General features: G+C 60.8%; 23 protein-coding genes. 6 read left to right on the top strand and 17 right to left on the bottom strand.

What is annotated here, in order from left to right; translation table 11 throughout:
- Positions 1 to 70: 70 nt before the first annotated feature.
- The gene (gene ispH, locus G7020_RS00780) at positions 71 to 1,015 is read left to right on the top strand and encodes a 4-hydroxy-3-methylbut-2-enyl diphosphate reductase (RefSeq protein ID WP_181082151.1); all 945 of its coding nucleotides are present in this window, start codon (positions 71 to 73) and stop codon (positions 1,013 to 1,015) included.
- 164 nt (positions 1,016 to 1,179) lie between these two features.
- Here the strand turns inward: ispH and G7020_RS00775 are convergent, their stop codons facing one another.
- The 7 genes from G7020_RS00775 to G7020_RS00745 all read right to left on the bottom strand — a co-directional run bounded on the left by G7020_RS00775 (position 1,180) and on the right by G7020_RS00745 (position 8,479).
- On the bottom strand, positions 1,180 to 1,626 hold the full coding sequence (locus G7020_RS00775) for a type IV pilin protein (protein ID WP_181082150.1): 447 nt from the start codon (positions 1,624 to 1,626) through the stop codon (positions 1,180 to 1,182).
- On the bottom strand, positions 1,623 to 5,477 hold the full coding sequence (locus tag G7020_RS00770) for a pilus assembly protein (protein WP_258189214.1): 3,855 nt from the start codon (positions 5,475 to 5,477) through the stop codon (positions 1,623 to 1,625). The genes G7020_RS00775 and G7020_RS00770 overlap by 4 nt, the downstream gene beginning before the upstream one ends.
- A gap of 32 nt (positions 5,478 to 5,509) precedes the next feature.
- Entirely contained in the window at positions 5,510 to 6,067 is a 558-nt protein-coding gene (locus G7020_RS00765; protein WP_181082149.1) for a pilus assembly PilX family protein, read from the bottom strand.
- Positions 6,064 to 6,783, bottom strand: a complete 720-nt coding sequence (locus G7020_RS00760) for a prepilin-type N-terminal cleavage/methylation domain-containing protein (protein WP_181082148.1) — start codon at positions 6,781 to 6,783, stop codon at positions 6,064 to 6,066. Before G7020_RS00760 ends, G7020_RS00765 begins: the two co-directional genes overlap by 4 nt.
- A gap of 2 nt (positions 6,784 to 6,785) precedes the next feature.
- Positions 6,786 to 7,304, bottom strand: coding sequence for a type IV pilus modification protein PilV (gene pilV / locus G7020_RS00755; RefSeq protein WP_181082147.1), 519 nt, complete (start codon positions 7,302 to 7,304; stop codon positions 6,786 to 6,788).
- On the bottom strand, positions 7,301 to 7,801 hold the full coding sequence (locus G7020_RS00750; protein WP_181082146.1) for a GspH/FimT family pseudopilin: 501 nt from the start codon (positions 7,799 to 7,801) through the stop codon (positions 7,301 to 7,303). Before G7020_RS00750 ends, pilV begins: the two co-directional genes overlap by 4 nt.
- Before the next feature lie 171 nt (positions 7,802 to 7,972).
- Complete coding sequence (locus tag G7020_RS00745) at positions 7,973 to 8,479, bottom strand: GspH/FimT family pseudopilin (RefSeq protein ID WP_181082145.1); 507 nt, start codon at positions 8,477 to 8,479, stop codon at positions 7,973 to 7,975.
- Between the two features lie 170 nt (positions 8,480 to 8,649).
- Here G7020_RS00745 and thiO point away from each other — a divergent pair, with 170 nt between their 5' ends.
- From thiO to speA, 3 genes are all read left to right on the top strand, one after another.
- Positions 8,650 to 9,759 carry a glycine oxidase ThiO gene (thiO, locus tag G7020_RS00740; RefSeq protein ID WP_181082144.1) on the top strand — a complete coding sequence of 370 codons (1,110 nt, stop codon included), beginning with the start codon at positions 8,650 to 8,652 and terminating at the stop codon, positions 9,757 to 9,759.
- Between the two features lie 258 nt (positions 9,760 to 10,017).
- The gene (locus G7020_RS00735; protein WP_181082143.1) at positions 10,018 to 10,389 is read left to right on the top strand and encodes a translation initiation factor Sui1; all 372 of its coding nucleotides are present in this window, start codon (positions 10,018 to 10,020) and stop codon (positions 10,387 to 10,389) included.
- A gap of 209 nt (positions 10,390 to 10,598) precedes the next feature.
- Entirely contained in the window at positions 10,599 to 12,512 is a 1,914-nt protein-coding gene (gene speA / locus G7020_RS00730; protein WP_181082142.1) for an arginine decarboxylase, read from the top strand.
- 243 nt (positions 12,513 to 12,755) lie between these two features.
- On the opposite strand, the gene G7020_RS00725 is transcribed toward speA, so the two are convergent.
- Positions 12,756 to 13,094, bottom strand: a complete 339-nt coding sequence (locus tag G7020_RS00725; RefSeq protein ID WP_181082141.1) for a zinc ribbon domain-containing protein YjdM — start codon at positions 13,092 to 13,094, stop codon at positions 12,756 to 12,758.
- 124 nt (positions 13,095 to 13,218) lie between these two features.
- The gene (locus G7020_RS00720) at positions 13,219 to 13,698 is read right to left on the bottom strand and encodes an acyl-CoA thioesterase (RefSeq protein WP_181082140.1); all 480 of its coding nucleotides are present in this window, start codon (positions 13,696 to 13,698) and stop codon (positions 13,219 to 13,221) included.
- A 346-nt stretch (positions 13,699 to 14,044) separates the two neighbouring features.
- On the opposite strand from G7020_RS00720, the gene G7020_RS00715 reads away from it, so the two are divergent.
- Positions 14,045 to 14,725: a c-type cytochrome gene (locus G7020_RS00715; RefSeq protein WP_181082139.1), complete on the top strand. Its 681-nt coding sequence runs from the start codon at positions 14,045 to 14,047 to the stop codon at positions 14,723 to 14,725.
- Positions 14,726 to 14,973: 248 nt separating this feature from the next.
- On the opposite strand, the gene G7020_RS00710 is transcribed toward G7020_RS00715, so the two are convergent.
- Both G7020_RS00710 and G7020_RS00705 read right to left on the bottom strand, forming a co-directional pair.
- Positions 14,974 to 18,627, bottom strand: a complete 3,654-nt coding sequence (locus G7020_RS00710) for an AAA family ATPase (protein WP_181082138.1) — start codon at positions 18,625 to 18,627, stop codon at positions 14,974 to 14,976.
- Positions 18,624 to 19,871, bottom strand: a complete 1,248-nt coding sequence (locus tag G7020_RS00705; protein WP_181082137.1) for an exonuclease SbcCD subunit D C-terminal domain-containing protein — start codon at positions 19,869 to 19,871, stop codon at positions 18,624 to 18,626. The genes G7020_RS00710 and G7020_RS00705 overlap by 4 nt, the downstream gene beginning before the upstream one ends.
- 214 nt (positions 19,872 to 20,085) lie before the next feature.
- Here G7020_RS00705 and G7020_RS00700 point away from each other — a divergent pair, with 214 nt between their 5' ends.
- Positions 20,086 to 20,301 carry a hypothetical protein gene (locus tag G7020_RS00700; RefSeq protein WP_181082136.1) on the top strand — a complete coding sequence of 72 codons (216 nt, stop codon included), beginning with the start codon at positions 20,086 to 20,088 and terminating at the stop codon, positions 20,299 to 20,301.
- Positions 20,302 to 20,355: 54 nt separating this feature from the next.
- Here G7020_RS00700 and G7020_RS00695 read toward each other — a convergent pair whose 3' ends face one another.
- The 6 genes from G7020_RS00695 to G7020_RS00670 form a co-directional block, all read right to left on the bottom strand.
- Entirely contained in the window at positions 20,356 to 20,622 is a 267-nt protein-coding gene (locus G7020_RS00695; protein WP_219852520.1) for a hypothetical protein, read from the bottom strand.
- A gap of 56 nt (positions 20,623 to 20,678) precedes the next feature.
- On the bottom strand, positions 20,679 to 20,900 hold the full coding sequence (locus tag G7020_RS00690) for a hypothetical protein (protein WP_181082135.1): 222 nt from the start codon (positions 20,898 to 20,900) through the stop codon (positions 20,679 to 20,681).
- Positions 20,901 to 21,058: 158 nt separating this feature from the next.
- Positions 21,059 to 22,387, bottom strand: a complete 1,329-nt coding sequence (locus tag G7020_RS00685; RefSeq protein ID WP_181082134.1) for a sensor histidine kinase — start codon at positions 22,385 to 22,387, stop codon at positions 21,059 to 21,061.
- Positions 22,384 to 23,049: a response regulator transcription factor gene (locus G7020_RS00680; protein WP_181082133.1), complete on the bottom strand. Its 666-nt coding sequence runs from the start codon at positions 23,047 to 23,049 to the stop codon at positions 22,384 to 22,386. Before G7020_RS00680 ends, G7020_RS00685 begins: the two co-directional genes overlap by 4 nt.
- Positions 23,049 to 23,351 (bottom strand): PepSY domain-containing protein, encoded by a 303-nt coding sequence (locus G7020_RS00675; RefSeq protein ID WP_181082132.1) that lies wholly within the window; start codon positions 23,349 to 23,351, stop codon positions 23,049 to 23,051. The genes G7020_RS00680 and G7020_RS00675 overlap by 1 nt, the downstream gene beginning before the upstream one ends.
- A complete protein-coding gene (locus G7020_RS00670) occupies positions 23,351 to 23,659 on the bottom strand; it encodes a PepSY domain-containing protein (RefSeq protein ID WP_181082131.1) in 309 nt (102 codons plus the stop codon). The genes G7020_RS00675 and G7020_RS00670 overlap by 1 nt, the downstream gene beginning before the upstream one ends.
- Between the last annotated feature and the right edge of the window lie 96 nt (positions 23,660 to 23,755).

Raw genomic sequence — 23,755 nt, 5'->3', positions numbered from 1 at the left:
GCGGACAAGTCCGCTCCCACAGATGCTTCGCAGTACACTCGCATCACAGGTTCCCTACCGAGACACCTCCATGCAAATCAAACTCGCCAATCCCCGTGGTTTTTGCGCCGGTGTCGATCGCGCCATCGAGATCGTCAACCGCGCCCTGGAAGTCTTCGGCCCGCCGATCTACGTGCGTCACGAAGTGGTGCACAACAAGTTCGTCGTGGAAGACCTGCGCGAGCGTGGTGCGATCTTCGTCGACGAACTGGATCAGGTGCCCGATGGCTACATCGTCATCTTCAGCGCCCATGGCGTCTCCCAGGCCGTGCGAATGGAGGCGGATAAACGTGGCCTGAAGGTATTCGACGCGACCTGCCCGCTGGTCACCAAGGTGCACCTGGAAGTCACCAAGTACAGTCGAGAAGGGCGCGAATGCATCCTCATCGGCCACCATGGCCATCCGGAAGTCGAAGGCACCATGGGCCAGTACGATACCGCCAACGGCGGCTCGATCTACCTCGTCGAGGATGAGGACGACGTCGCCCAGCTGCAGGTGCGCAACCCCGAGGTTCTGGCTTTCGTCACCCAGACCACCTTGTCCATGGACGACACCAGCCGCGTGATCGACGCGCTGCGCACGCGCTTTCCCAGCATCGGCGGCCCACGCAAGGACGACATCTGCTACGCCACCCAGAACCGCCAGGACGCGGTCAAGCAACTGGCCGGCGAGTGCGACGTGGTGCTGGTGGTCGGCAGCCCCAACAGCTCCAACTCCAACCGCCTGCGTGAACTGGCCGAGCGCATGGACACCCCCGCCTACCTGATCGACGGCGCCGAAGACCTCAGGCGCGAATGGTTCGCCGAAAACGCCCGCATCGGCATCACCGCCGGCGCCTCGGCCCCTGAAGTGCTGGTGCGTGGAGTGATCGATCAGTTGCGCGAGTGGGGCGCCACCGGGATGGATGAGCTGGAAGGGCGACCGGAGAACGTGACGTTTTCGATGCCGAAGGAGTTAAGGGTCAAGCAGATATGAGATTCAACCGCTGATGCGAAAAAGCCGACCCATACGCGTCGGCTTTTTCCATGCATACCGGTAATGCAGCCAGCCTGTAGCCTGGATTAGCCGTAGGCGTAATCCGGGAGCAGTGGCGCAACGTTTCCCGGATTACGCTTCGCTAATCCAGGCTACGAACTGCCTTATTTCCAGCATTGCTCTACGGACTTGGCATCCGAACCGCTGGCGCTGCGGCCCTTGATGCCGATGGCATTCAGGGTGAGGTTGCCGCAGGCGGAGTCGCTGAAGGGCAGGACCGGAGTGGCGGTCAGGGAGTAGCCGCCATCCCCGTTGCCGACCCCTACATCGTAGTAGCCGCTTTCCGAGCGGATGCGGGAGCCGATGACCTTTGATGGATCACTGACCAGCTTCCCGATGTCGTTGTTGGATGTCACGTAGGCGCTGTTCTGCGCATAGAAGCGCTCCTGGCGTGCAGCCATTTCCTGCAGCAGCGCCATGCCTTCGGCGCGCTTGCTGCGATTCAGATATTCCGTGTAGTTCGGGTAAGCAATAGCGGCCAGAATGCCCAGGATCGCCACCACGATCATCAGTTCGATCAAGGTAAAGCCGCGCTGCTGAAACTTGCTCATTGATATTTCTCCGGGACGATATGCCAGCTCTGGCGTCCGCTGCTGTTGGGGTCGTCGCCAACGGTTGCAGGGTCGGCTGCACCGTCACTGCCAAACACCTGGTTGCCGGGGGCTAGAGTGAAACCACCCAGTGCAGGGAAGCGCATGCCGGAGACAACGTTATTGGTGTATTGGTCCAGCTTGTCCACGATCTTGTCAGCGTTAAGGTCCAGTACATTAAAGCGGGTACGACCGCCGCTGAAGGCGTCGACTGCATACAGCCAGGTATCAGCGCCCGCCTGACAGGGGTCCTGATTGGGCGTCAGACTGCTGAGGAACAGGATGGAGCCACTGGCCGTCATGTTGTTGATGATCATCTCGCCCTCCAGCTTGCTACCCACGGCCATGTCCAAGGCCCAGCCCCAGTGATTGACGTTCACATCGTTTCTGGTATCCAGAGGCGGTTGGCCTTCCGCCGGCGTCTTGTACCACTGCGGCACCTCGCTGCTGAGCAGACGGATATCGCGAGTCGCCGTAACGGCTTCTTCTGCGCTCATGAATGCGGCGTTCTTTTCCTCCGCGCTGAACGATTGCATAAGCAGGTTATCCCGCTCCTCAGCGCGGAGCGTAGTGGCAGACGTGGCTTGCCGTTTGGTATTGCGATCCCAGATGCCATAGAGCGTCATGGCGCGGCTGGTATCGACGTTGGCGTCGCTGTGCTCGAAGTACTTACCCGTACCTACCAGAACTAAATAACCGTGGCTGCTCGGGTGGCGCACAAGTGAGGGTTGAATGGTAATGGGCTGACGGCTGATGTCTTTGCTGTCGCGGGCGGTGAATAGCGGTTTCCCGCCATAGGCCAGTTTGAAGTCATTTTTCGAGGTACTGGCAACTTCGGGGTTGGTTCGGCTGAAAGGGTCGGATGTTTCTTCGCTGGCAAAGTCTCTTACCAGATCAAAGCGCCACAGATTGCCTTGCAGGTCGCCCGCATAGGCGTAGTCCACCAGGCCGTCGCCGTTATTGTCCGCGCCGCGTACGCTGGAAAGGCCATTGGGCAGCGTGATGCCGTTATCGGCAACTTCTTCAGGCACCAGGATTTTCTTGATCAGCTCACCGGTCTTGATGTTGATGATCAATAACGCAGCTCTGTCGTTGGTGCTGTCATAGCCGTTGCCTTGCAATACAGCCCACTCACCAGTGTGCAGTCGTACAATTTCTGGCTGTGCAAAGGTGTAGCCAAGATCCTCATCGGTAGTTGAGTCGAACTCCCAGAGCAGCTTTATATTTCCCGGATCGGTAATGTCGAGCGCGAACAGTGCCTTGCCACCGGCGCGCAGGGTGCCGATTAGAACCGTGCGCCAGCCTTCATCGTCGCTCAGGTAGACGTCGCGAACGATAGGCGTGCCGTCGACGAAGTAATGATGCTCGCCGCCGCTGTAATTCTTGCCGGTGAGGCGATAGAGGTTCTTGATCACTTCGGTGGGAATAAAGGCGAACTCCTCAATACCGGTAGCGGCATTGAAACCATGTAGCATGCCGTCGTTACCGCCGACATAGATCATTTCTTTTCGGCCTGATACGGCGCCTGTATCAGGATCGGTGACCGCTTTCCGGTTAGCCTCACGGAATGATGCGTAGCTTTTGTAATCGCTTCTGTCTGATTCCTCGATGGCATCCGCCAGATAAGCCAGATAGGCAGGCGTGCCAACCACCACGGGGCTGGAATTGATGATGTCGCCAATTACCGTGCTGCTATTGCGTCGACGGAAACTTGTCTCGCTGTCACCTTCTAGGCTGCGATTGCCACGGATGTAGTTCACGCGATCCGCGCCGCGATTGTCCTTCGCACCCACCAGGCTTTCAGGATTGATATCGAGCAGTCCTTGCAGATCACCGAGATTGCTCCAGTTGAACGCTTTCAGTTTACTGCTTGTTGTTTCTGCGCCAGCCATCAAGATTTCACGGTTTTCGGGGCTTTGGGTTGTGCTGGTCCATAGCTTTTCCGTCTGACCGGCGGCCAGCTTGGTCTTGCTCAGTTCGCCACTCCAGTCCTCGCTGGAGAACTGGGTGGCGTAGACGTTGCTTTGCAAACTGCCGCCAGCGTTATCGGTAACGAACGACGCTGATACTGCGGGGCGAGCAGCAGTTGTGGTGCGATCGGCGATGCGGTTAAGAATATCTTTGAACGCCTTGATCATGGTTTCGGGGCTATCGACGCTGAAAAACTCGCCGCGAGAGTTAATGGCGGCGTGCCATAAGTCATATACGTTGTTGTCGCTGCCACTGGATGCTTCCGGCCAGCTTTTGGTCCCTGCCGTCAGGGCTTCATAGCCTGCGCCTTGATGGCTGCTGCCCGCCCAGGGAATGCCGGGGCTATTCAGAGTACTGGTGAGACCTAGGCCCATGATGAAGTTGGTCATATGCTGCCAGGTGGCAGGATCGTTTCGTGGATCCCAATACTGTTTATCCGGATCAGTGTTTTTTGTATGGACATAGGGTTTAAGTTCATTAGGCAAACCGCCCGTCCCACTTCTCAGGTCGGTGGCCCAGTAATGCATAGCCAGGTCGGCAAGCGTACTTGATTTATTGTCTTGGTAGGGATGTTGGCCTGTATATTTCTCTCCGTCAGGCAATGTAAAAGTGGCATTGTCATGGCGGAATGAACTGGGATTATCGGTTGTTGCGTTCCACATGCCGTCGGTCATCAGGATGTGATAGCTCGCCCTGCAGGCATAAGTGTTTTCTTTGGTGTTCTTTTCGGAGGTGTTTCGGCTGTTCGGATACTTATGCCAGGCGACATCTTCCTTGAAGAACTCTCCGGCCCTTTTCATGGCTGCCGGAAGAGGGGTTCCGCTGTTGAAGTATATGTCTTTAAGCCAACTATAGAATTGTCCCTTATGTAGTGAGTCGTATTGGCGAAACTTGTTATCCTTGCAGAGTGCTGCGTTTCCACCATTGAGCTTGGTGCAACGTGCAAGATCCTGCCAGCCCAGGCGGACGGCTGGCGATAACTGAGCAAAGGCCATACTGGTGGCAGATAAAGTTGCTAGGGCGCGGGTTCTGTAAAAGGAGTACCAGATAGCGAAATTGTCTTTTTCGTCATCCGCTACAAAAACGAGCTTGTAGCAGTCTGTGTCTGACTTGGTGTTGTTGCAGCCTGTCAGTGTGCTGTCGAAGGAGTAGTAGTAAGCTGGCGTCCTGGCGGTGTATTCGTTGTTATTCCTTGCGCAGGAGAAACCGGTGACGTCCAGTACCGGGCCGGATTGAAGAATTTTGCATGTGTAATTGCGATTCCCACTATTTCCGGAGCGGGTAACTTCAAATTCTATACCAGCCGCGCTGGTTGCTTTTTTTGTTTCGTTTGAATTGAACGTAATGGTTGCCCGGAAGTCGTTGGTCGGCCCGTTGAGCTGATTGTGACTACCGCTAGGCATTCGGTACTCTTTGCCCGTCGGTCGATAGTAGTTGGACAGGTCAAGAGTGCCGTCTCCAGGCCTGAATCCATTAATAGGAGCATTGGTGTATTGGGTTGAGAGCTGGACTTCACTACCGCTTGTATCAAAGAACGGCGGGATAATGTACTGGGTGTCAGGGGTGTAGTACATCGGGTTGAATGCATTCGCGGCATAGAGGCGTGTAATGTCGGAGCCGATGATTACGCTGCTTTCCACTGAATCAGGAACGTATCCCCAAGACATGCTTCCTGATTCATCGAGAGTCAGTAGCATGTTCGGTGGTACTGTTTCAGTAAGTATTAGTGGCTTCTGACTGACACTCAGCGCCGCTGCGCTGGCGCTCAGGGTGCCGGAGAAGTAGAGAAGAAAGCCCAGCGTACTCAGCAGGCTCCTTGCAAAAAAAGGGGATGCGTTCATGTTTTTTTCCCTGTATGACTTGACGAGCAAGCTTATTGTTCGTGCTCGATCCTTCCCTTTGAATTCAGGGCGACGGTTGAGCGCACAGCGCTATTCAAATCATTGTTGTTGGCGATGCCGTTTATTTCGTAGCGGAACACGCCTATACCAAGCAGCATATTTCCGTATTCCGGGTTCTCCGTTTGGCCTAGCAACTCACCGCCAGGAGCAGTTTGCGCATACCAGGTAGCGTTGCCGGGAAGCTCGGTGTCGTCGTCGGGTGAATAGACTTGAGTGTTATCCGTACTTATTGCGTACTTGGCTTCTCCATGAAGCAGGCAGAGCTTTCCGGGGTCGATATCCTGGCAATCGCTTGTCGGTTCATGAGGGCCATGTAGAAGGGTGCGGCGCTCCCCATCCCGGACACTGGCTTCGGCGATATTCAGCAATTGTTTCTGTTCGATCATATTGCCGGTGATCCGTGATTCCAGGCTGACTTCGCGCATATTGGCAATAGCCAGAACGGTGATTATCAACAGGAAAACCAGTGCGATCAGCAAGCTGACACCACGTTGTTGGCGTCGGTTGAGCGGGTAGTGTGGGCGGCTCATGGCATCAGGTTCCTCATGCTGGTGCTACTGGAAAGCATGGTGTAAAGACGTTTGTCGTCAGGGTCTTCGCCGAACCAGAACGTATAGGCTGCACTGCCAGGATTTTTTGCAACTTCGGTTGGGCTTGCAGTGAGAATGGAGAATTGCACTGCGCGAATATTGTCGTCCGTGCCAGGTGCGGGGTCGTATTTGCTGATGCGCTTCTCTTCGCTGGTATTTACCCCATAAACGAAACTCAGCTCTGCAATATCGCTAGTGATGGTCTGGCCGTTGCAGGTGAGGTTGCCATCAGCGAGGTCAAATATTTCCGTTACCGGAGCAGCGGATATATAGGGGGCAGGAATGTTGTCGATGTTGTCGCCAGCGCAATCACGGGCCTCTGGAAAGGCTGGCTGATAACGAATGCAGAACGAAGTGTCGCTTAACCGCTTGACTACCTGCCCGGCGTTCATCTGTCCGCATGCGCCAATATTGTCGCTAGGAAAGGCTGTTTTCATGGTTTCGTCAGGGGCGCGGCGATAGCCCGCCTTGGCCAGCGTTTGTTCCAGCAGAAGGATGGAGAAGCGGGCGTTGTCGATATTCTGTCCCTGGCTTTGCTGAAACAGAGTGTTTTCGCGGTTGTCGAGATAGACCTGCGTGATACCGATAATCAGGATGCTGCTGATCACCAGCGCGACCATCATTTCAATGATCGAAAGGCCATGTTGCTTGTGCATGGTCAAAGTTCTCCGCGCAGGCGCAAGGTGCAGATGAAAGGGTCATTGCCAGTGCTGCAATGTTCGCCATTGGAACGCCATGCTATCTGGACCTCAATGGTCGAACCGTCGCCGGCTGCGCAGGCCCCAGCTTGCAGTGAGCGGCATACGTAGAAGTTGTTGCGTACGGCTTGTGCCTCAGTTCTGTCGCCATTGGCGCCGGGCATCAGCGTGCGTGCCTTTTCGCTCCAGCAGGTGAGTTGCTCGGCAACATCGGTTGCATCAATGGAGGCTCCGGCGCACTCGCCGTCGGCCTGGAGCTGTTCGATCAGATAGCCGTCTCGCGAACCTGGATTGGCGCGCATCGTTTCCAGTATTTCGGTAGCCAGCATGATGGCGTTGTTGCGGGCTATCGAGTCCGAAGTGAACTGGATGCCGCGACCCTGCATCGCCACCAATGCAAGGATGCCAATGGTGAGAAGCACCAGGGTGACCAGCACTTCGATAAGGCTGAAGCCTTGGTTGTTGTGTTGTTTTTTCATGGTTCTTCTGGCTCGCAGTCCTGCAGGTCGTTGCCGTTTTCATCCTTGCCACGGGGCATCAGGCGCGTATTGCCGCTGGGTTGCACGGTAATCAGGTAGGCGAAGGCCGGGTTGTCGTCGCGGCAGACAACGAAGCGTGCAGCCTCGGCTGAGCCGTTCGCAGTAAAGGCAATTGCGATGGGAGGCGTCAGGTCGGTGGCGATCGTGGCGTGCTCGGGATTGAAGGTTTCCTGGCGCAGCAGGGTGTCATCCACTGCATTCGTCACGTGCCAATCATTGGCATCGTTACTCAGGGCGATAGAGGTGCGCCGCACTACGGCCTGCGAGCGGGCGAACTGCAGCAGGCTGTTGAGTGTCTGCGCTTGCGCTTCGATCTGGTTGTTGGCGACCAGGCGGGCGAAATTGGGCATTGCGATACCGGCTGCGATGGCCAGTAGCGCAAGTACGATCAACAGCTCGACCAGGGTGAATCCATGCATGTCGCTGCGGCGTGACATGGTGCGCTCCGTTGAAATGCTTGAGCGGATAATGATTCGGCTCGGGCGCATTGTCCGTTTTGCCGGGATGGCCGGTGCGTTTGTCGGGATGACCGGCTGTCGGCGCGATTATCAGGTTTGTGGAAGGACTTCGGCGTGATCGGGGCCATGCTTTGGTCTTGTCGCTGTCTATCAGGATGCACACAGCGAGGCTTTGCTTGCGTTGTCGGCGGCTGTGCCCTGTCTCAGCCGGCCCTGGCGGCTGAGGATCAGTTGCCAGGCGATGCGCTGCTTGTAGCACTGGTAGAAGCGGCCATTGCTCCAGGGGCTGGTGCCGTTGTCGTAAAACCGTATCCGTTGATCGCCGAAGCCACTCCAGCGCAGTTCGTCGGCGGCGGGTAGCTGGGTTACAGCGAGTACCTGTCCTGTCGTTTCCGCCTGAGTCAGCCAGCCGTTGCGCCAGTCACTGATGCAACTGGTCGTATCGCGGGTGCCACAGAGAACAATTGTCTGACGATGCAGCACCGCTTTGGCGCGGGCCTTCTGGATGGCGTCCTGTACCTGGTTCAGCAGGACTTGCTGCCGGTTGCGGGCGATAAGGTCGGCCATCGCCGGGACAGCGATGGAAATGACAATGGTGAGAATTGACAGGGTGATCAGCAACTCGATCAGCGTGAAGCCTTGATCTCGATTCGTCATGGGCAGGTCCTTTGCAAGTATGATGCTGCGCCGTCCTGGCGCTGCCATGCTTTGTTCGTTTCCGATTGGTGTGACGCCAGCAGACAGGCCGGCAGGTCCAGTTGTAAACGCGGCTCCCTGCAAGTCAAGGAGTGGCAGTCGAAAGTGTGAACCAGGCTCGGGAGACAGCTGTGAAGCAGGAAATCATCATCATCGGCGGCGGCGTTATCGGTCTGCTTTCGGCTTATCAACTGGCCAGCGCAGGCCTGCGCGTGGTTCTGCTCGAATCGGGCGAAACGGGCGCCGAGGCTTCCTGGGCCGGGGGCGGTATCGTGTCGCCGCTGTATCCGTGGCGCTATAGTTCGGCGGTTACGGCGTTGGCGCATTGGTCGCAGGATTTCTATCCGGGTTTTGGCGATAGTCTTCACGAGCAGACGGGGATCGATCCCGAGGTGCATGAGACCGGTCTGTACTGGCTGGATCTGCATGACGAAGATGAGGCGTTGGGCTGGGCCGAGAGGCAGGGGCGGCCTTTGCAGCGGGTGGCGATGGAACGGGTGCGGGCTGCCGTGCCTGCGCTTGGCGAAGGGTTCTCGAAGGCGGTGTTCATGCCGGGTGTGGCCAATGTGCGCAACCCGCGCCTGTTGCGCGCCTTGCGTGAGGCGCTGGCGCGAATGACCAATGTGCGAGTCGTGGCGCATTGCCCGGTGACGGGATTCGTGCGTGAAGGTGGGCGAATTCTGGGTGTTCAGACCGCACAGGGCGACATGCGTGCCGAGCGGGTGGTGGTCGCCGCTGGCGCCTGGAGCGGTGAGCTGTTGGCGACGCTGGGGTTGGCGTTGCCGGTCAAGCCGATGAAGGGGCAGATGATCCTGTTCAAGTGCGCGGAAGATTTTCTGCCGAGCATGGTGCTGGCCAAACGGCGTTATGCGATCCCTCGGCGCGACGGCCATGTACTGGTCGGCAGCACACTGGAGGATGTCGGCTTCGATAAGACGCCCACCGAGGATGCGCTCGACAGCCTGCGCGCCACCGCCGCCGAGCTGCTTCCGGCGCTGGCCGACGCCGAGGTGGTCAGGCACTGGGCGGGGCTGCGTCCGGGCTCGCCGGAGGGCATTCCTTATATCGGTGAGGTGCCCGGCTTCGAGGGGCTCTGGCTCAACTGTGGGCATTTCCGCAATGGCCTGGTACTGGCGCCGGCGTCCTGCCAGTTGCTGGCGGAGCTGATGATCGGGCGTGAGCCGACGCTCGATCCGGCGCCTTATGCCCCGCTGGGGCGGATGCAGCAAGCTGTTTTGTAGGGGCCTGTACTCGCACAGCTCCATGGCTTGGTGCGGCTTCCCTTCACGGGCATGGACTCGGCGTCCCAGCCCTTCCCACGAAAGCAGGAAGATTCTGTGCTGCAGGCTTAGCTTATGGCCGCGAAGGGTTCTGCGGCGGACGTAGGGGGTGTTCGCAGGCATGGCCTGCTCCTACAGAATCGGTGGTTGCCGGTGTCGATAAAGGCGGGCTCGACGGGTATAGTTTCGGCGTTTCTTCTTTTTGCTCAAGAGGCTTGTGTGGCCAGGAAAACCACCTCTTTATCCGGCCTTGGCGGGCTGGTGTTTTCCACCGATGCGGGGCGGCACTGCCCCGATTGCAGCCAGCCACTGGATGCCTGTATCTGCAAGAAAACGGTGATTCCCGAAGGTGATGGTATCGCCCGCGTTCGTCGCGAGAGCAAGGGGCGCGGCGGCAAGACCGTGACGACCATTGCCGGTGTGCCGCTTGCCGAAGAGGAGCTCAAGGAACTGGCCAGCGCCCTCAAACGCCGCTGTGGCACCGGTGGTGCGCTCAAGGAGGGCGTCATCGAAATTCAGGGCGATCACGTTCAGCTGCTGCTCGATGAACTGCAAAAGCGCGGATTCAAGGCAAAGAAATCCGGCGGTTGAGCTTGTCCGAATTCGACGCCGGGGGCTTTGTATGCAGGCAAACTCAACGTCTCGTGGCTGAAGCCACTCCCGCAGGCATGCTGGCGAGCAAGGTCCACACTTCGCTCGGGAGCGTTCACGGGCATGGCCGTTCCTACGCAAGGCCTGGTCTGTTTTTAGCTCATCTGCTGTCCAAACGCAGACACCACACCCATTTTCAGGAGGCTTGAATGGCCGTTCGACGCACACGTAAAGACGATGGCAGCCAGTGGACCGCAGCCGATAGCCGCAGCGTCTATGGCATCCGCCACTGGGGTGCGGGTTATTTCTCGATCAGTGATGAGGGGCAGGTCGAGGTACGCCCGCAGGGACCAATGGGCGAGCCGATCGAATTCAACCGTTTGATCGGGCAGTTGCGCGAAGCCGGACTGACACTGCCCTTGCTGGTGCGCTTTCCGGGGATACTGCAGGACCGCGTTCGGCATCTTACCGGTGCTTTCGACGCCAACATCGAGCGGCTCGACTACCAGGGGCGCTACACGGCCCTGTATCCGATCAAGGTCAACCAGCAGGAGGCGGTGATCAAGAACATCATCGCCACGCAGAACGTTGCCATCGGCCTGGAGGCCGGCTCCAAACCCGAACTGATGGCCGTGCTGGCGCTGGCGCCCAAGGGCGGCACCATCGTCTGCAACGGCTACAAGGATCGGGAATTCATCCGCCTGGCGCTGATGGGCCAGAAGCTGGGCCACAACGTTTTCATCGTCATCGAGAAGATGTCCGAAGTGGAGCTGGTGATCGAAGAGGCTGCCGAGCTGAAGCTCGTGCCCCAGGTCGGGTTGCGCGTGCGGCTGTCGTCCCTGGCGTCGAGCAAGTGGGCCGATACCGGTGGCGAGAAATCCAAGTTCGGCCTGTCGGCAGCGCAACTGCTCACTGTGATCGAGCGCTTCCGCGCGGCGGAGATCGAGCAGGGCGTGCGTCTGCTGCACTTCCATATGGGCTCGCAGATCGCCAACCTGGCCGACTATCGCTCCGGTTTCCGCGAGGCCATCCGTTATTATGCCGAGCTGCGCGCCATAGGCCTGCCTATTGACCATATAGATGTAGGCGGCGGTTTGGGCGTCGATTACGACGGTACCCATTCGCGCAATGCCAGTTCCATCAACTACGACATCGACGAATACGCCGGCACCGTGGTGGGCATGCTCAAGGAGTTCTGTGATCGTCAGGAGTTGCCGCACCCGCATATCTTCTCCGAAAGCGGGCGGGCGATGACGGCGCACCATGCGGTGCTGGTGACGCAGGTGACCGACTTCGAGCGCCACAATGACGAGGCGCCTGTGGTGGAGAATTACGACGAGCTGCCGGATATCGTCCAGTCGCTGGTCGATCTGCTCGGGCCCAGCGACCCGGAAATGGTCACCGAAACCTACTGGCGCGCCACCCACTATATAAGCGAGGCTTCGGCGCAATATGCCGCGGGCAAGCTGTCGCTGGCGCAGAAGGCACTGGCCGAGCAGAGCTATTTCGCCATCTGCCGTCGCCTGTACAACCAGCTCAAGGCCCGCCAGCGCTCCCACCGCGCGGTGCTCGACGAACTGAACGACAAGCTGGCGGACAAGTACATCTGCAACTTCTCGGTATTCCAGAGCCTGCCCGATACCTGGGCCATCGACCAGATCCTGCCCATCGTGCCGTTGCAGCGGTTGACCGAAGAACCGGTGCGCCGCGCCGTGCTGCAGGACCTGACCTGCGACTCGGACGGCAAGATCAGGCATTACGTCGATGAGCAGAGCATCGAGAGCAGTATGCCGGTACACGAGATCCAGGCAGGGGAAGAGTATTTCCTCGGCGTGTTCCTGGTCGGCGCCTACCAGGAGATTCTCGGCGACATGCACAACCTGTTCGGCGACACCGATTCGGTGAACGTCTACCAGCGCGAGGATGGCAGCTACCACCACGCCGGCATCGAGACCCATGACACCATTGAGGACATGCTGCGCTACGTGCACCTGTCACCCGAGGAGCTGATGACCCACTACCGCGACAAGGTATCCAGTGCACGGCTCAGCGCCAGGGAGCGCGCCCAGTACATCGATGCCCTGCGCCTGGGGCTGACGCGCTCGTCGTATCTCACGCCCTGATTGGGCGCGGCATTTCGTTGCGTTCACCGGGTTGCGTCTGTCGCCCCGTATCGTCGGGTTACGCCTTCGGACACCGGATTACGCCTACGGCTAATCCAGGCTACGGTCTATGGGTGTCTTGTAGGATGGAATCGCCGCAGGTGCTTCCGTCAAACATCGCGGATGACGCCACACCAATGCGCTTGTCGGGTTTCCTCGAAAGCCGGGAAGCCCGGCTTGCATTAATGAGCGGGGGGGTAGTGCTCAGACCTTGCGCACGAACTCGGACTTTAGCTTCATCGCACCGATGCCATCGATCTTGCAGTCGATGTCATGGTCGCCGTCGCACAGGCGGATGTTCTTCACCTTGGTGCCGACCTTGACCACCGACGAAGAGCCCTTGACCTTCAGGTCCTTGATCACGGTGACGGTGTCGCCGTCCTGCAGGGTATTGCCCACCGAATCCTTGATCACTCTTTCATCTTCGGCAGAAGCGTCCGGCGCGCTGGCGGACCACTCGTGGGCGCACTCGGGGCAGACCAGCATCTGGCCGTCCTCGTAGGTGTATTCGGAGTTGCATTGGGGGCAGGGCGGTAAGCTCACGGCAGATCCTCGGTTTCAATGGTGCAAAAGGCCGTTGATTGTATAGGGTCTTCCGCGGCTTCGCCGCAGCGGGCAGAAGGAGTACCTGTTTTCGCCGTGGATCGGACCTGGTTTCAGCGGCCTGTCAGGTGTTCCTGATGGCCTGATAGCGCTCTTCCAGTTCACGACGAATCTGCCGGCGCTGCTGGGCCTGGGCAAAGCGGCGCTTCTGGTCGTGGGTGTGGGGTTGCAGCGCAGGCACGCTGGTCGGTCGGCCATCTTCACCCACTGCAACCATGGTGAAGAAGCAGCTGTTGGTGTGGCGGACGGTCTTCTGCCGGATATCTTCGGTGACGACCTTGATACCGATTTCCATCGAGCTGGTGCCGGTGTAGTTGACCGATGCGAGGAAGGTCACCAACTCGCCGACATGAATCGGCTGGCGGAAGGTGACCTGATCCACCGACAGTGTGACCACGTATTCACCGGCGTAACGGCTGGCGCAGGCGTAGGCCACTTCGTCGAGGTATTTCAGCAGGGTGCCGCCATGTACATTGCCGGAAAAGTTGGCCTTGTCCGGAGTCATCAGTACGGTCATGGTCAGTTCGGCGTGTGCATCTAGCATGGTGTGCGGCTCGTGCTGGTGAAAAAGGCCGCTACTTTAGTCGAATACGAGTCGCTTGTGTGGCTTATTGTCGCAGGTGGGTGAGGGTTGATCGGGTTCTATGAGCCGCTGGGCTGCACGGTTGGATCGTGGCGGGAGCTTTGTGGGTCGGATCACGCTTTACCGATCCGACGTGCAAGTTGTCCGGTGTTTGCATATGTGATGGCGGTATCAGAAAACCGTGATTGCAGGCGCCTTTGTGAAGGCTTTATTGACCTGTGCCGGCTTTTTCGACGTTTCAGCAATTTATAGTCCGCCGCCCAACAGCTGCTTGCAGCGCCGCCCTTCACAGTTCCGGACTCCTTACATGCGCATTTTCGTCTGCTTTCTGCTGAGCTTCTTGGCTCCCTTCGCGGGGGCCAACGAAGAGGCGATGACCCGCTTCAATTACCTGATGGCCGATGAACAACGGCGCCAGCAGGCCTTCGAAGCCGGACGCGAGCGTGCATTGTTCTGTGGCTATTGCCACGGCGAGAACGGCAACAGCAAGCGACCGCATATTCCCAACCTGGCGGCGCAGAACCCGATCTACCTGTTCCACGCATTCGAGCAGTTCGCTCGCGGTGAGCGCGAGGATTACGTGATGACGAGTCTGGCGAAGAATCTGACGATGGAAGACCGCGTCAATATCGCGGTCTATTTCAGCCAGCAGAAAGTCCTGCCGACGACAGCAGTCGTTGACGAAGCCTTGAGCAGGCAGGGCGAAACGCTGTTCAAGCGTACCTGCGTCGGCTGCCATGGGGTGCAGGGACAGGGCATGGAGACGATGCCGCGTCTGGCTGGCCAACCCGGTGACTATATCCGCAAGGCTCTGACGCGCTTTCGCAACAATGATCCGGCCCGCGCTGGCTCGGTGATGCTCGGTATCGCCAGCCAGCTTTCCGACGAAGATATCGAGGCGCTGGCAATCTACCTGCCCCAGTTGGAGCCGAGCGAGCAAGAGGAAAAGCAGAACATGGCCAAGCTGCTCGGGACTGCGTCCTGGTAGACAGGGCAGACCCGGATTACGCCTTCGGAGACCCGGATTACGCCTTCGGCTAATCCAGGCTACGGTGGTGGTCATGCTTCGTAGGATGGAATCGCCGCAGGCGCTTCCGTCGCCGATACTGAAGCTACTCCCACAGTGGGTTGGCCCTATGTGCTGCATACGGGCTTTCGTGGGAGCGACTTCAGTCGCGAATGGGCTGGCAAGAAGCCCAGGCCTGAAGCTGAAACAGGCGCCTCTGGCGCCGTTGTTCAGCCTGCGCCGTCCGTGATGCGCAGGCCGCTCTGGCCATTGCCCATGCGCTGCACCTGAATCTGTACCGGAATGCGCTCGTGCATCTGCGCGACATGGGAGATCACCGCGACCTTGCGGCCCTGGGCCTGCAATGAGTCGAGGGCATCCATGGCGATCTGCAGCGATTCGGGGTCGAGGCTGCCGAAGCCTTCATCGATGAACAGCGATTCGATCTTCAGTTTGTTCGACGCCATCGAGGCCAGGCCCAGGGCCAGCGCCAGGGAAACGAGGAAGGTTTCGCCACCGGATAGCGAATGTACCGAACGCCGTTCATCGCCCATTTCGGTATCCATTACCAGCAGCCCCAGCGGGCTGCCACCACGCTGCAGGCGGTAGCGGCGGGCGAGCTGGCGCAGTTGCACGTTGGCATGCTGTACCAGCAGGTCGAGGTTGTAGGCCTGGGCGATCTTGCGGAAGGCGCCGCCATCGGACGAGCCGATCAGCGCGGCGATCCTGCCCCAGCGCTGGTTTTCCGCCATGGCCGCGTCGATCTGCGCCAGCAGCGCCTGGCTCCGGTTGCGCCGATTGTCGTCGTCCAGCAGCCGGGCGCGGGTTTCGGCGCAGCGTCGCTCGCTGTCCTCACAGGCTTGCGACTGTTCGCTATGACAGCGTTGCAGCGTTTCGGCATCCGGCACTTCGGCCTGCTGCGCCAGATGCATGGCAAGGCGCTGGCTGCAGCCTTCCAGGCGCTCGCGGCAGCGGGTCAGGGTTTGCTCGTTGTGTTGCAGGCGCTGGCGCGCTTCGGCGAGCAGGGCGTCGTCCATGTGCAGCAATTGAGTCAGGGTCGCATCGTCCAGCTCGGGCTGTGCGGCGCGCCAGCTCGCCAGCTCGCCAGCCAGCTCATCGCGCTCATGCCGCAGTTCGTCGTGGCGCTGCTGGCAATTGCGCTGTTCGCTGGCCAGGTGGGCGAGTTCGAGTCTGACGTCGTTGAGCTGGCGTTCGATCTCCGCCTGCTGCTGGCGAGCGTTCTGGATCGTGCTGTCCAACTGCTGCTGCCAGACGCTGGCGCCGGGCTGTTCGCCGAGACTGAGCCGCAGGGCCTGCCGGCAAGTCTGCAACTGGCTTTCACGTTCGGCGAGACGTACGGCGCAGGCCTGCTGTCTTTCCTGGCGATGCGCCTGTTCGCGGCGCTCCGCGTTCAGCCGTTGTTCGTAGTGGCGCAGTTGCTCGGCCTGTTCGGCCTGCTGTTCCAGCTGTTGCAGGCGCACGGCGATCCGCGCGTCCAGTTCGATAAAGCGCTGCGCAGGATTTTCATGCCAGCGCCGTAGCTGTTCGGTGGGCAGCAGGTTGGCGAATTCGGCCAGCTCCTCGTCGAGGCGCTGGCTGTCACGGGCGAGCGCCTCGTGTTGCCGGGCGAGCTGCTGGCTGGCCTCCTTGCAGGCGTCGTGAGCCAGTTGCCAGGTCTGTCGCAGGCTGTGGCTGCGTTGCTGGAGGTCGAGCAGGGTCTGTTGCCGTTGACTGGCTTCGGCGATGTCGCTCCTGAGCCGGGTCAGTTGATCTTCCAGCCAGTGCTGGCGCTCGGTTTGCGGCTGCTGCAACAGGTGCGTATGGCTGGGCAGCGTTTGCAGGTGTTGGGTCTGTTTCTGCAGGTCGTCGGCGAGTGCCGTCTGGCGTTGTTGCCCCTGGCGGATCAGGGTGTTCAGGGTGGTGTGGCGGTCGCGCAACTCCTGCAGGCGCTGGTCCTGGGCCTGCAAGGCCTGGCGTGCGCGCTGCGCTTCGTTGTCGTCCTGCCGGGCGAGGCTGGCCAGCAGCGCGTCGGCCTGATGCCAGGGGTGTTCGTCGCTGCCGCACACCGGGCAGGGTTCGCCTGGCACCAGCGTCGCGCGCAGGGCTTCGACGTTTTCGCTGCGCGCCAGGCGCTGACGATCGAGCAATTCGAGCGTGACCTTCAGCGCCTGTTCGGCGCTGTCGCGCTCGCTGCGTAGTTGCTTGCCAAGGGCGGTCAGTTCGTCCAGTTCGGCCTGCTGCCGGGTCCCCTCGGCCTGCAGGGCCTGTTGTTCGGCGAGCAGATCGAGTTGCTGCTTCCAGAGTTGCTGCAGACTTTCATGTTCGCGTTCGGCCAGGCGCCAGTCGTCCAGTTGCCGATGCAGCTGGGGCAGTTGCTCGGCAAGCCCGACTTCGCTGCCCAGTTGCCGCTGCAGGGCATCCAGCGCTGTGCGGGCCTGGCCTTCTTCCTGTTTCGTAAGCTGGGCACGCTGCTCCAGTGCCGGCAGTTCGTCGCGGCCCAGACCCAGGCGTGCGCTCAGTTGCACCAACTGCTGCAGGCGTGGCCGATAGGCGGACCAGCTGGCGCAGAGTGGTTGCAGCAGGATGCTGGCCTGGAGTTGGTGGCTCAGTTCGTCCAGCTGCGCGGTGGCGTGCTGGTGCTGTTCGGTCAGCTGTCCGAGGCCGCTTGCGCCTGCCGTGACGGCGTCTTCGGCCTGTCGGCTTTCTTCGTGCAGTTGCGCAAGGTCGGCGCTCAGATGGTGCAGGCGTTCTTCTTCACGGCGGGCCAGGGCCAGCGCGGGTTCAGCATCAAGACGCGTCTGTTCGGCAACCCTGAGCTGCGCGCCGGCCTGTTGCTGGAGCTGTTCGAGTTCGTCCAGGCGCTTTTGCAGGGTGTCGTGGGCGCTCTGCTGACGCGCCCGGGTGGCATCGGCCTGCGTCAGCAATAGCGGCAGCTCGGTCTGGCGCAGAAAACGGTGACGTTGCGGGGCCAGTCGTTCGGACAGGGCGAGAAGACGGCGAGCATCGGCAAGGCGCCCATGTTCGCCTTCGGCCTGCTGCAGCTGGAGCTGTGTGGTGTCGCGCTCTTCTTGCAGACGCGCGCGCTCGGTCAGCCACTGGCGCTGCCATTCCAGCGTCTTTAGTTGCTGCTGGAGGCCTTTCAATTCGTTCAGTTGCTCGCCGTGACAGTCGTCCAGTGCCTGGCGGTCTTCGGGCGCCAGTGGCTGCACACCACCGGCCTGCTGTTGCAGCTGGGCAAGGGTGTCGCGAGCGTGCTTGGCCGCTTCGAAGGCGGCCTGGCCCAGACGGCTGTAGAGACCGGTATCGGTGAGTTTTTCCAGCAGGCTGCCGCGCTCGTTGTCGTCGGCCTTGAGGAAAGCGGAGAACTCGCTCTGCGCCAGCAGTACGGCACGGGTGAACTGGGATAGGGTGAGGCCCAGACGGGCTTCGAGCAGCTCCCTGAACTCGCGTTTCTTGCCGCTGGCCAGCAGCTGGTTATTGTCCAGATCGAGCAGGCTCTGGTTGCTGGCCTGCAGGCGACCGTCGATTTTCTCGCGGGCGCGTTTGACCTCCCAGCGGGCGCGGTAGCGGTGGTTATCCACGCCGATGAAATCCACTTCGGCATGGCCGCTGGCGCAGCCACGGCGCAGCAGGTTGCGTTCGTCGCCGCCGCCGATCTCGTCACTGCCGTCCGGCACCTTGTTCAGCGGCGATACGCTGGCCAGCCGGGGCGTACTGCCGAACAGCGCCAGGCACAGGGCGTCGAGAATGGTGCTCTTGCCGGCGCCGGTCGGCCCGGTGATGGCGAACAGGCCGGCGCTGGCCAGGGGTTCGGCGGTGAAGTCGATGACCTGCTCGCCGGCCAGGGAGGCGAGGTTCTTCAGGCGGATGGCGAGGATCTTCATTTCGCTGTTCCTTCAGCTGTCTCTTCGGTCGAGAGTTCGACGCTTTGCAGCAGGTTGGCGAAATCCTCCAGTGCCTGGGTGTCCGGTGGGTTGCCGAAGCGTTCCGTCCAGGCGCGGGTGAAGAGTTCTTCCGGCGTGATCTGATCGAGACCGAGCAGCTCTTCGGTCTCCGTATCGCCGCGGTTGCCGGCATATTCACTGGCGATGCGCACCAGGCGGCAGGCCTTGCCGCTGATGGCCGTTTCAATGCGCTGGCGCAGGTCCGGCAGGGGCTCGTCCAGCTGCACCCGTACTTCCAGCCAGGGTAGATGTTCGGCGAACAGGCCCGCCGCAGGCAGGGCTTCGAGCTGGGCGATGACCTCGCTCAGCGGCGCACGACCGATGCGGAGCATTTCCACGGCACGCGGTACCGGCAGGCTTTCGATCTTTTCCAGATACTCGCCGTCGAGTTCGACCAGCAGCACCTGATGCGGATAATTGACTTCGGCGAACGACAGCGGCAGCGGCGAGCCGCTGTAGCGGATGCGTTCCTGGCCGGCCACGCGCTGCGGTTTGTGCAGATGGCCGAGGGCGACGTAGGCGATGCTCTCGGTGAACAGGCTGGCCGGCAGCGCCTCGGCATGGCCGATGACGATGTTGCGCTCGGACTCTTCCGATACCGCGCCGCCGGCCATGTGCGCGTGGCTCATGGCGATCAGTGCCTGGCCCGGCTGGCGCACGGCTTCGGCGGCGCTGACCAGGCGCTGGTGGACCTGGCCTATGCCGGCCAGATAGTCCTCGCCGGCAGCGAAACCGGTGACTTCGGCGGGGCGCAGAAAGGGCAGCGCCAGACACCAGGCGGCCACCTCGCCTTCGGCATCGTGCAGCGGCAGCAGCAGCCGCTGGTGGTCGAGCTGACCGTCCTCGATCCAGCTGATACGCCCGATGGCACGGGTGTTGAGGCGCTTCATCAGCGGCGCTGGCAGCTCGATGCGCCCGCCCGAATCGTGGTTGCCGGCGATCATGACGATGTCCAGTCGTGGCAGCCTTTCATGAGCGCTGACGATGAAGTCGTAAAGCCGCTCCTGGGCCTTGAGCGGCGGGTTGACCGTGTCGAAGATGTCCCCGGCGATCAACAGGGCGTCGGGCTGCCGGGCCACGAGCTGGTCGAGCAGCCAGGCGAGGAACTGCGCGTGTTCATGGTCGCGCTCCTGGCCGTGCAGGGTCTGGCCGAGGTGCCAGTCGGAGGTGTGGATCAGGCGCATGCGAGGAATTCTGTTCTGATATGAAGGTGTCGGCGCGGCCATTATAGGAGCTGTGCCCGGGGCTTCGGCGAACCTGCTGCTTCGGATGCGGCGCTTGTGTGGCGCAGCTTTGCAAGTTGCGGTTCCATGACAGCCGGATGTCAGCCGATGAACGGTAGGAATCTCCTAGTTAATCACAGGGTCTTTGTAACAGGATCAGTTCATGAGATGCCTGATGAAAACCCTGTCCCGCCACCTGGCCGATAATTTTCCCGCCGAATACCAGACCCGTGTCGAGCCGCAGTCCAACGGCAATCTGGTGGTACGTATCGGCTATCCGCTCAAGGGCACCGAGGCCATCCGCCTGGTGTCGGACGGGCAGGTCGGCAACGGCCTGCTGGTGGAAACCATTCTGGAAGATATGCGCAACGAGCTGGCGCGCGTGCAGTAGCGTTCGCGGCTGAGCCCCGCAAAACAGTGGAATTTATCTGTGGGAGCGCGCCATTCAAGCGTCAGCCGAAGCCGGGCCTTGCAGCAGCTCGATAAGAGCAGCGACGGTGCGCCGGTGAACGTCTGCGTCAACCACACCGGCAATAGACTGAAAAAGTGCCTCGTTGGCCGTGAACAGCTTATTGGGGCGAATGTAGCTGGTGCGCTGCAAGCCGCCCTCGTTGAAGTCCTCGTCCTCCAGGCTGATGGCGCTGGCATCCGCGTAAGGGTTACTGGTGATCTGGCACAGCACCCAATCGCCACGCCCTGCTTTGCCAAGCAACAGAGCCGGTCATAACTTGCTCGACGACAAGTCCGAGTATGGAAATCGCAGCAGGACTACCGCGCGGGTTGCAGGTGTGCCCATGCGGCGTCCTCTTCTTCCCGCAGCCAGTCTTCGGCCAGCGCTGGCGTACTCAAGGCCAGGCCCGACAAGGCTTCATCCGTTGGTTCCGTGAACGTCACCAGCACCCGCAGAGGCTTTTGCGTCAGCTCCGGCGGTGGTTCGAGAAAACGGATGGAACCGTCCGGCATCAATTCCGCAGGAATGGTATGAAGCATCGGAAAGCCTCCAAATGAAGGTCAGGATTCATTCCAGCGATGGTGCATCATTACCCGCGAGCGCGCAAACGCACCTGGTTGGTAGCCTCACACCCTCATCACACGCCACCTGCGCGCTGTGCGGATTAAGCCACGAGGCTTCTATCGGCAGCACCCCGTCAGTGCGTGGCCTGCCTGGGCAGCGGCAATTGAATGCTGGCCCGCAGTCCCCCTCGCGAACCCTGCTCCAGTGCCAGTTGGCCATTCCAGGTGGTGAGCATGTCCCTCACGATACCAAGCCCCAGTCCATGCCCCTCGGCGCGTTCGTCCAGGCGTGCGCCACGCGCCAGCACATTGTCACGCAGCGTTTCGGGAATCCCCGGCCCGTCATCCTCGATGGTGATCCGATAGCCGCCGGCGTCCTGTTCGATCTCCAGCCGCACTTGCGAGCGCGCCCATTTGCAGGCGTTGTCCAGCAGGTTGCCGAGCAGTTCGAGCATGTCCTCACGATCCCAGGGCAGTCGGCAGTCGACTGGTGCATGCCAGTGCAGACTCAGTTCACGCGGATGGATCATCTGCAGCGTCTCGAACAGCGCCGGCAGTTCCTGCGCACAGTCGAAATGGGCGCCGGGCAGCACCTCGCCGGCCATGCGCGCGCGGCCCAGTTCGCGCGTGACCCGTTGCTGGATCTGCGCCAGCTGTTCGCACAGGCCTGCCTGCAACTCCGGGTGCGCTGCCAGTTCTTCGCGCTGGACCAGGCTGCCAAGCACCGCCAACGGCGTTTTCAGCGCATGGCCGAGGTTGCCCAGGGCATGCCGCGAGCGCTTGAGGGTGTCGTCGGTATGCGCCAGCAGGTGATTGATCTGCGCCACCAGCGGCTGCAGCTCGTGGGGCGGCTGGATATCGAGCTGCCGACGCTGGCCCTGTTGCAGTTGCGCAATCTGCTGGCGCGCCCGTTCCAGCGGTTGCATGGCGAGCGTCACCGCGTAGCGCTGCAGCAGCAGGAACACCAGTAGAGCTACCCCGACCAGGCCGAGCCCGCCGAGGCGAACCTGAAGGAAACTGTCGAGGATTGGCGTGTAGTCCTGTGCGACGCTGATGACGATGCGCTGGCCGTCGCGCTGGTATTCGGCGCGGTAAGCCAGCAGCCGCTGGCCCTGCGGCCCCTCGCTCAGTTCATCGGCCAGGCCCTGGCGCTGCGGCCATTCGGGCGAGGCGTCCCAGAGCGAGCGCGAGCGCCAGCTGCGCCCGGGCAGGTCGATACGGAAATAGTGGCCGGAAAAGGCCCTCTGGTAGCGAGGGTTGAGCCGGGTGGTGTCCAGTCTGAAGCCGTCCGTGCCCTGCACCACGGCAATCAGCAGGCCTTCGGTTTCCTCACGCAGATCGGTTTCCAGGCTGCGCCGCAAACCGGCTTCGAACAGCCAGAGGCTGGTCTGCAAGAGCAGCAGGCTGACGATCAGCAGGGCCGCCACGAGGCCCAGGCTGAGGCTGCGCTGGATCGACTTCAAGAGCCGCCGCCGAAGCGATAGCCCTGGCCGCGGCGGGTTTCGATCAGGGCGCGGCCCAGCTTGCCGCGCAGGCGGTTGACGTGCACTTCGATGACGTTGGAATCACGCTCGGTTTCGCCGTCGTAGAGGTGTTCGGCCAGCTGGGTTTTGGACAGCAACTGGCCAGGATGCAGCATGAAGTAGCGCAGCAGGCGGAATTCACCCGCAGTCAACTCGATGTCCTGATCATCCTTGCGGCAACGCTGGCGCGCTTCGTCCAGCGCCAGCCCGCCGACCTGCAGCAATGGCTGATTGGCCACGCCATGGGCGCGGCGCAGCAATGCCTGGATACGCAGCAGCAATTCTTCAGGATGAAACGGCTTGGTCAGGTAGTCATCCGCACCGGCCTTGAGCCCTTCGATACGTTCGGCCCAGGAGTCGCGTGCGGTGAGGATCAGCACCGGCGTGGCCAGGCCGCGTGCGCGCCAGTCGCGCAAGACGTCCAGGCCTGGTTTGCCGGGCAGGCCGAGGTCGAGAACGATCAGGTCATAGGGTTCGCTGCTGGCCTGATAGTCGGCATCGCGGCCATCGGCCAGCCAGTCGATGGCATAACCGTGGCGGCCAAGGCTGGCCAGCAGTTCGTCGGCCAGGGGGACGCTGTCTTCGACCAGCAACAGGCGCATCAGTCTTCCTCGTCCTTGAGCAGGCGGCCATCGCGCGCGTCCAGTTCCAGTTCGCGGGCGATGCCGTCGGCGGTGAGCAGTTCGATTTCATAAATGTAGATGCCGTCATCCTCCTCCAGCTCGGCCTCCAGCAAACGTGCGCCCGGATAACGCTGCATGGCCTGCTGCAGCAGGCTTTCCAGCGGCAGGATCAGCCCCTCGCGGCGCAATTTCAGGGCCTCGTCCTGGTCCAGGTCGCGACTCGCCGCCGGGGTGGCGGCGAGCAGCAAGGCCAGCGAAAGCGTGAGGAGGGTGTTGCGCATCAGTCGTCCTGGTGGTCCTTGAGGATTTCGCCGGTCTTGGCGTCGAGTTCCAGGTCCCATTGCACACCTTTGTCATCACGCAGTTCAAGCTGGTAGATGAAACGACCGTATTCTTCTTCCAGTTCGGTTTCTTCGATGGTGGCGCCGGGGTGTTTGGCCAGCGCCGCTTCGTTGAGCTTTTCGAAGGACTGGATGGTGCCGGCATCGCGCAGCTTCAGCGCTTCGTCCGGGCCGAGGTCACGGGCCATGGCCAGGTTGGCGCCAAGGGCGAGGGTGGCGGCGGTGATCAGGAGGGTAAGGTTCTTCATGTTCGTGTTCCTCTGTGGGTTTGGACAGGCACAGATTACGAAGCCTGGCTTACGCGAAGCTGAATGACGTTTGCCACGAATTGAAACACTTGCAAG

Origin of the sequence: Stutzerimonas stutzeri (assembly GCF_013522825.1) — a bacterium.
Classification (GTDB): domain Bacteria; phylum Pseudomonadota; class Gammaproteobacteria; order Pseudomonadales; family Pseudomonadaceae; genus Stutzerimonas; species Stutzerimonas stutzeri_AK.
The sequence above is the reverse complement of the archived record's forward strand: the minus strand, read 5'-3'. Positions and strand labels throughout refer to the sequence as shown.

What these genes read in the sequence shown, in the direction of transcription:
- ispH (WP_181082151.1), top strand. Translation starts at nt 71, where the DNA reads ATGCAAATCAAACTCGCCAATCCCCGTGGTTTTTGCGCCGGTGTCGAT.
- G7020_RS00775 (WP_181082150.1), bottom strand. Translation starts at nt 1,626, where the DNA reads ATGAGCAAGTTTCAGCAGCGCGGCTTTACCTTGATCGAACTGATGATC.
- G7020_RS00770 (WP_258189214.1), bottom strand. Translation starts at nt 5,477, where the DNA reads ATGAACGCATCCCCTTTTTTTGCAAGGAGCCTGCTGAGTACGCTGGGC.
- G7020_RS00765 (WP_181082149.1), bottom strand. Translation starts at nt 6,067, where the DNA reads ATGAGCCGCCCACACTACCCGCTCAACCGACGCCAACAACGTGGTGTC.
- G7020_RS00760 (WP_181082148.1), bottom strand. Translation starts at nt 6,783, where the DNA reads ATGCACAAGCAACATGGCCTTTCGATCATTGAAATGATGGTCGCGCTG.
- pilV (WP_181082147.1), bottom strand. Translation starts at nt 7,304, where the DNA reads ATGAAAAAACAACACAACAACCAAGGCTTCAGCCTTATCGAAGTGCTG.
- G7020_RS00750 (WP_181082146.1), bottom strand. Translation starts at nt 7,801, where the DNA reads ATGTCACGCCGCAGCGACATGCATGGATTCACCCTGGTCGAGCTGTTG.
- G7020_RS00745 (WP_181082145.1), bottom strand. Translation starts at nt 8,479, where the DNA reads ATGACGAATCGAGATCAAGGCTTCACGCTGATCGAGTTGCTGATCACC.
- speA (WP_181082142.1), top strand. Translation starts at nt 10,599, where the DNA reads ATGGCCGTTCGACGCACACGTAAAGACGATGGCAGCCAGTGGACCGCA.
- G7020_RS00720 (WP_181082140.1), bottom strand. Translation starts at nt 13,698, where the DNA reads ATGCTAGATGCACACGCCGAACTGACCATGACCGTACTGATGACTCCG.
- G7020_RS00715 (WP_181082139.1), top strand. Translation starts at nt 14,045, where the DNA reads ATGCGCATTTTCGTCTGCTTTCTGCTGAGCTTCTTGGCTCCCTTCGCG.
- G7020_RS00710 (WP_181082138.1), bottom strand. Translation starts at nt 18,627, where the DNA reads ATGAAGATCCTCGCCATCCGCCTGAAGAACCTCGCCTCCCTGGCCGGC.
- G7020_RS00705 (WP_181082137.1), bottom strand. Translation starts at nt 19,871, where the DNA reads ATGCGCCTGATCCACACCTCCGACTGGCACCTCGGCCAGACCCTGCAC.
- G7020_RS00700 (WP_181082136.1), top strand. Translation starts at nt 20,086, where the DNA reads ATGAAAACCCTGTCCCGCCACCTGGCCGATAATTTTCCCGCCGAATAC.
- G7020_RS00690 (WP_181082135.1), bottom strand. Translation starts at nt 20,900, where the DNA reads ATGCTTCATACCATTCCTGCGGAATTGATGCCGGACGGTTCCATCCGT.
- G7020_RS00680 (WP_181082133.1), bottom strand. Translation starts at nt 23,049, where the DNA reads ATGCGCCTGTTGCTGGTCGAAGACAGCGTCCCCCTGGCCGACGAACTG.
- G7020_RS00675 (WP_181082132.1), bottom strand. Translation starts at nt 23,351, where the DNA reads ATGCGCAACACCCTCCTCACGCTTTCGCTGGCCTTGCTGCTCGCCGCC.
- G7020_RS00670 (WP_181082131.1), bottom strand. Translation starts at nt 23,659, where the DNA reads ATGAAGAACCTTACCCTCCTGATCACCGCCGCCACCCTCGCCCTTGGC.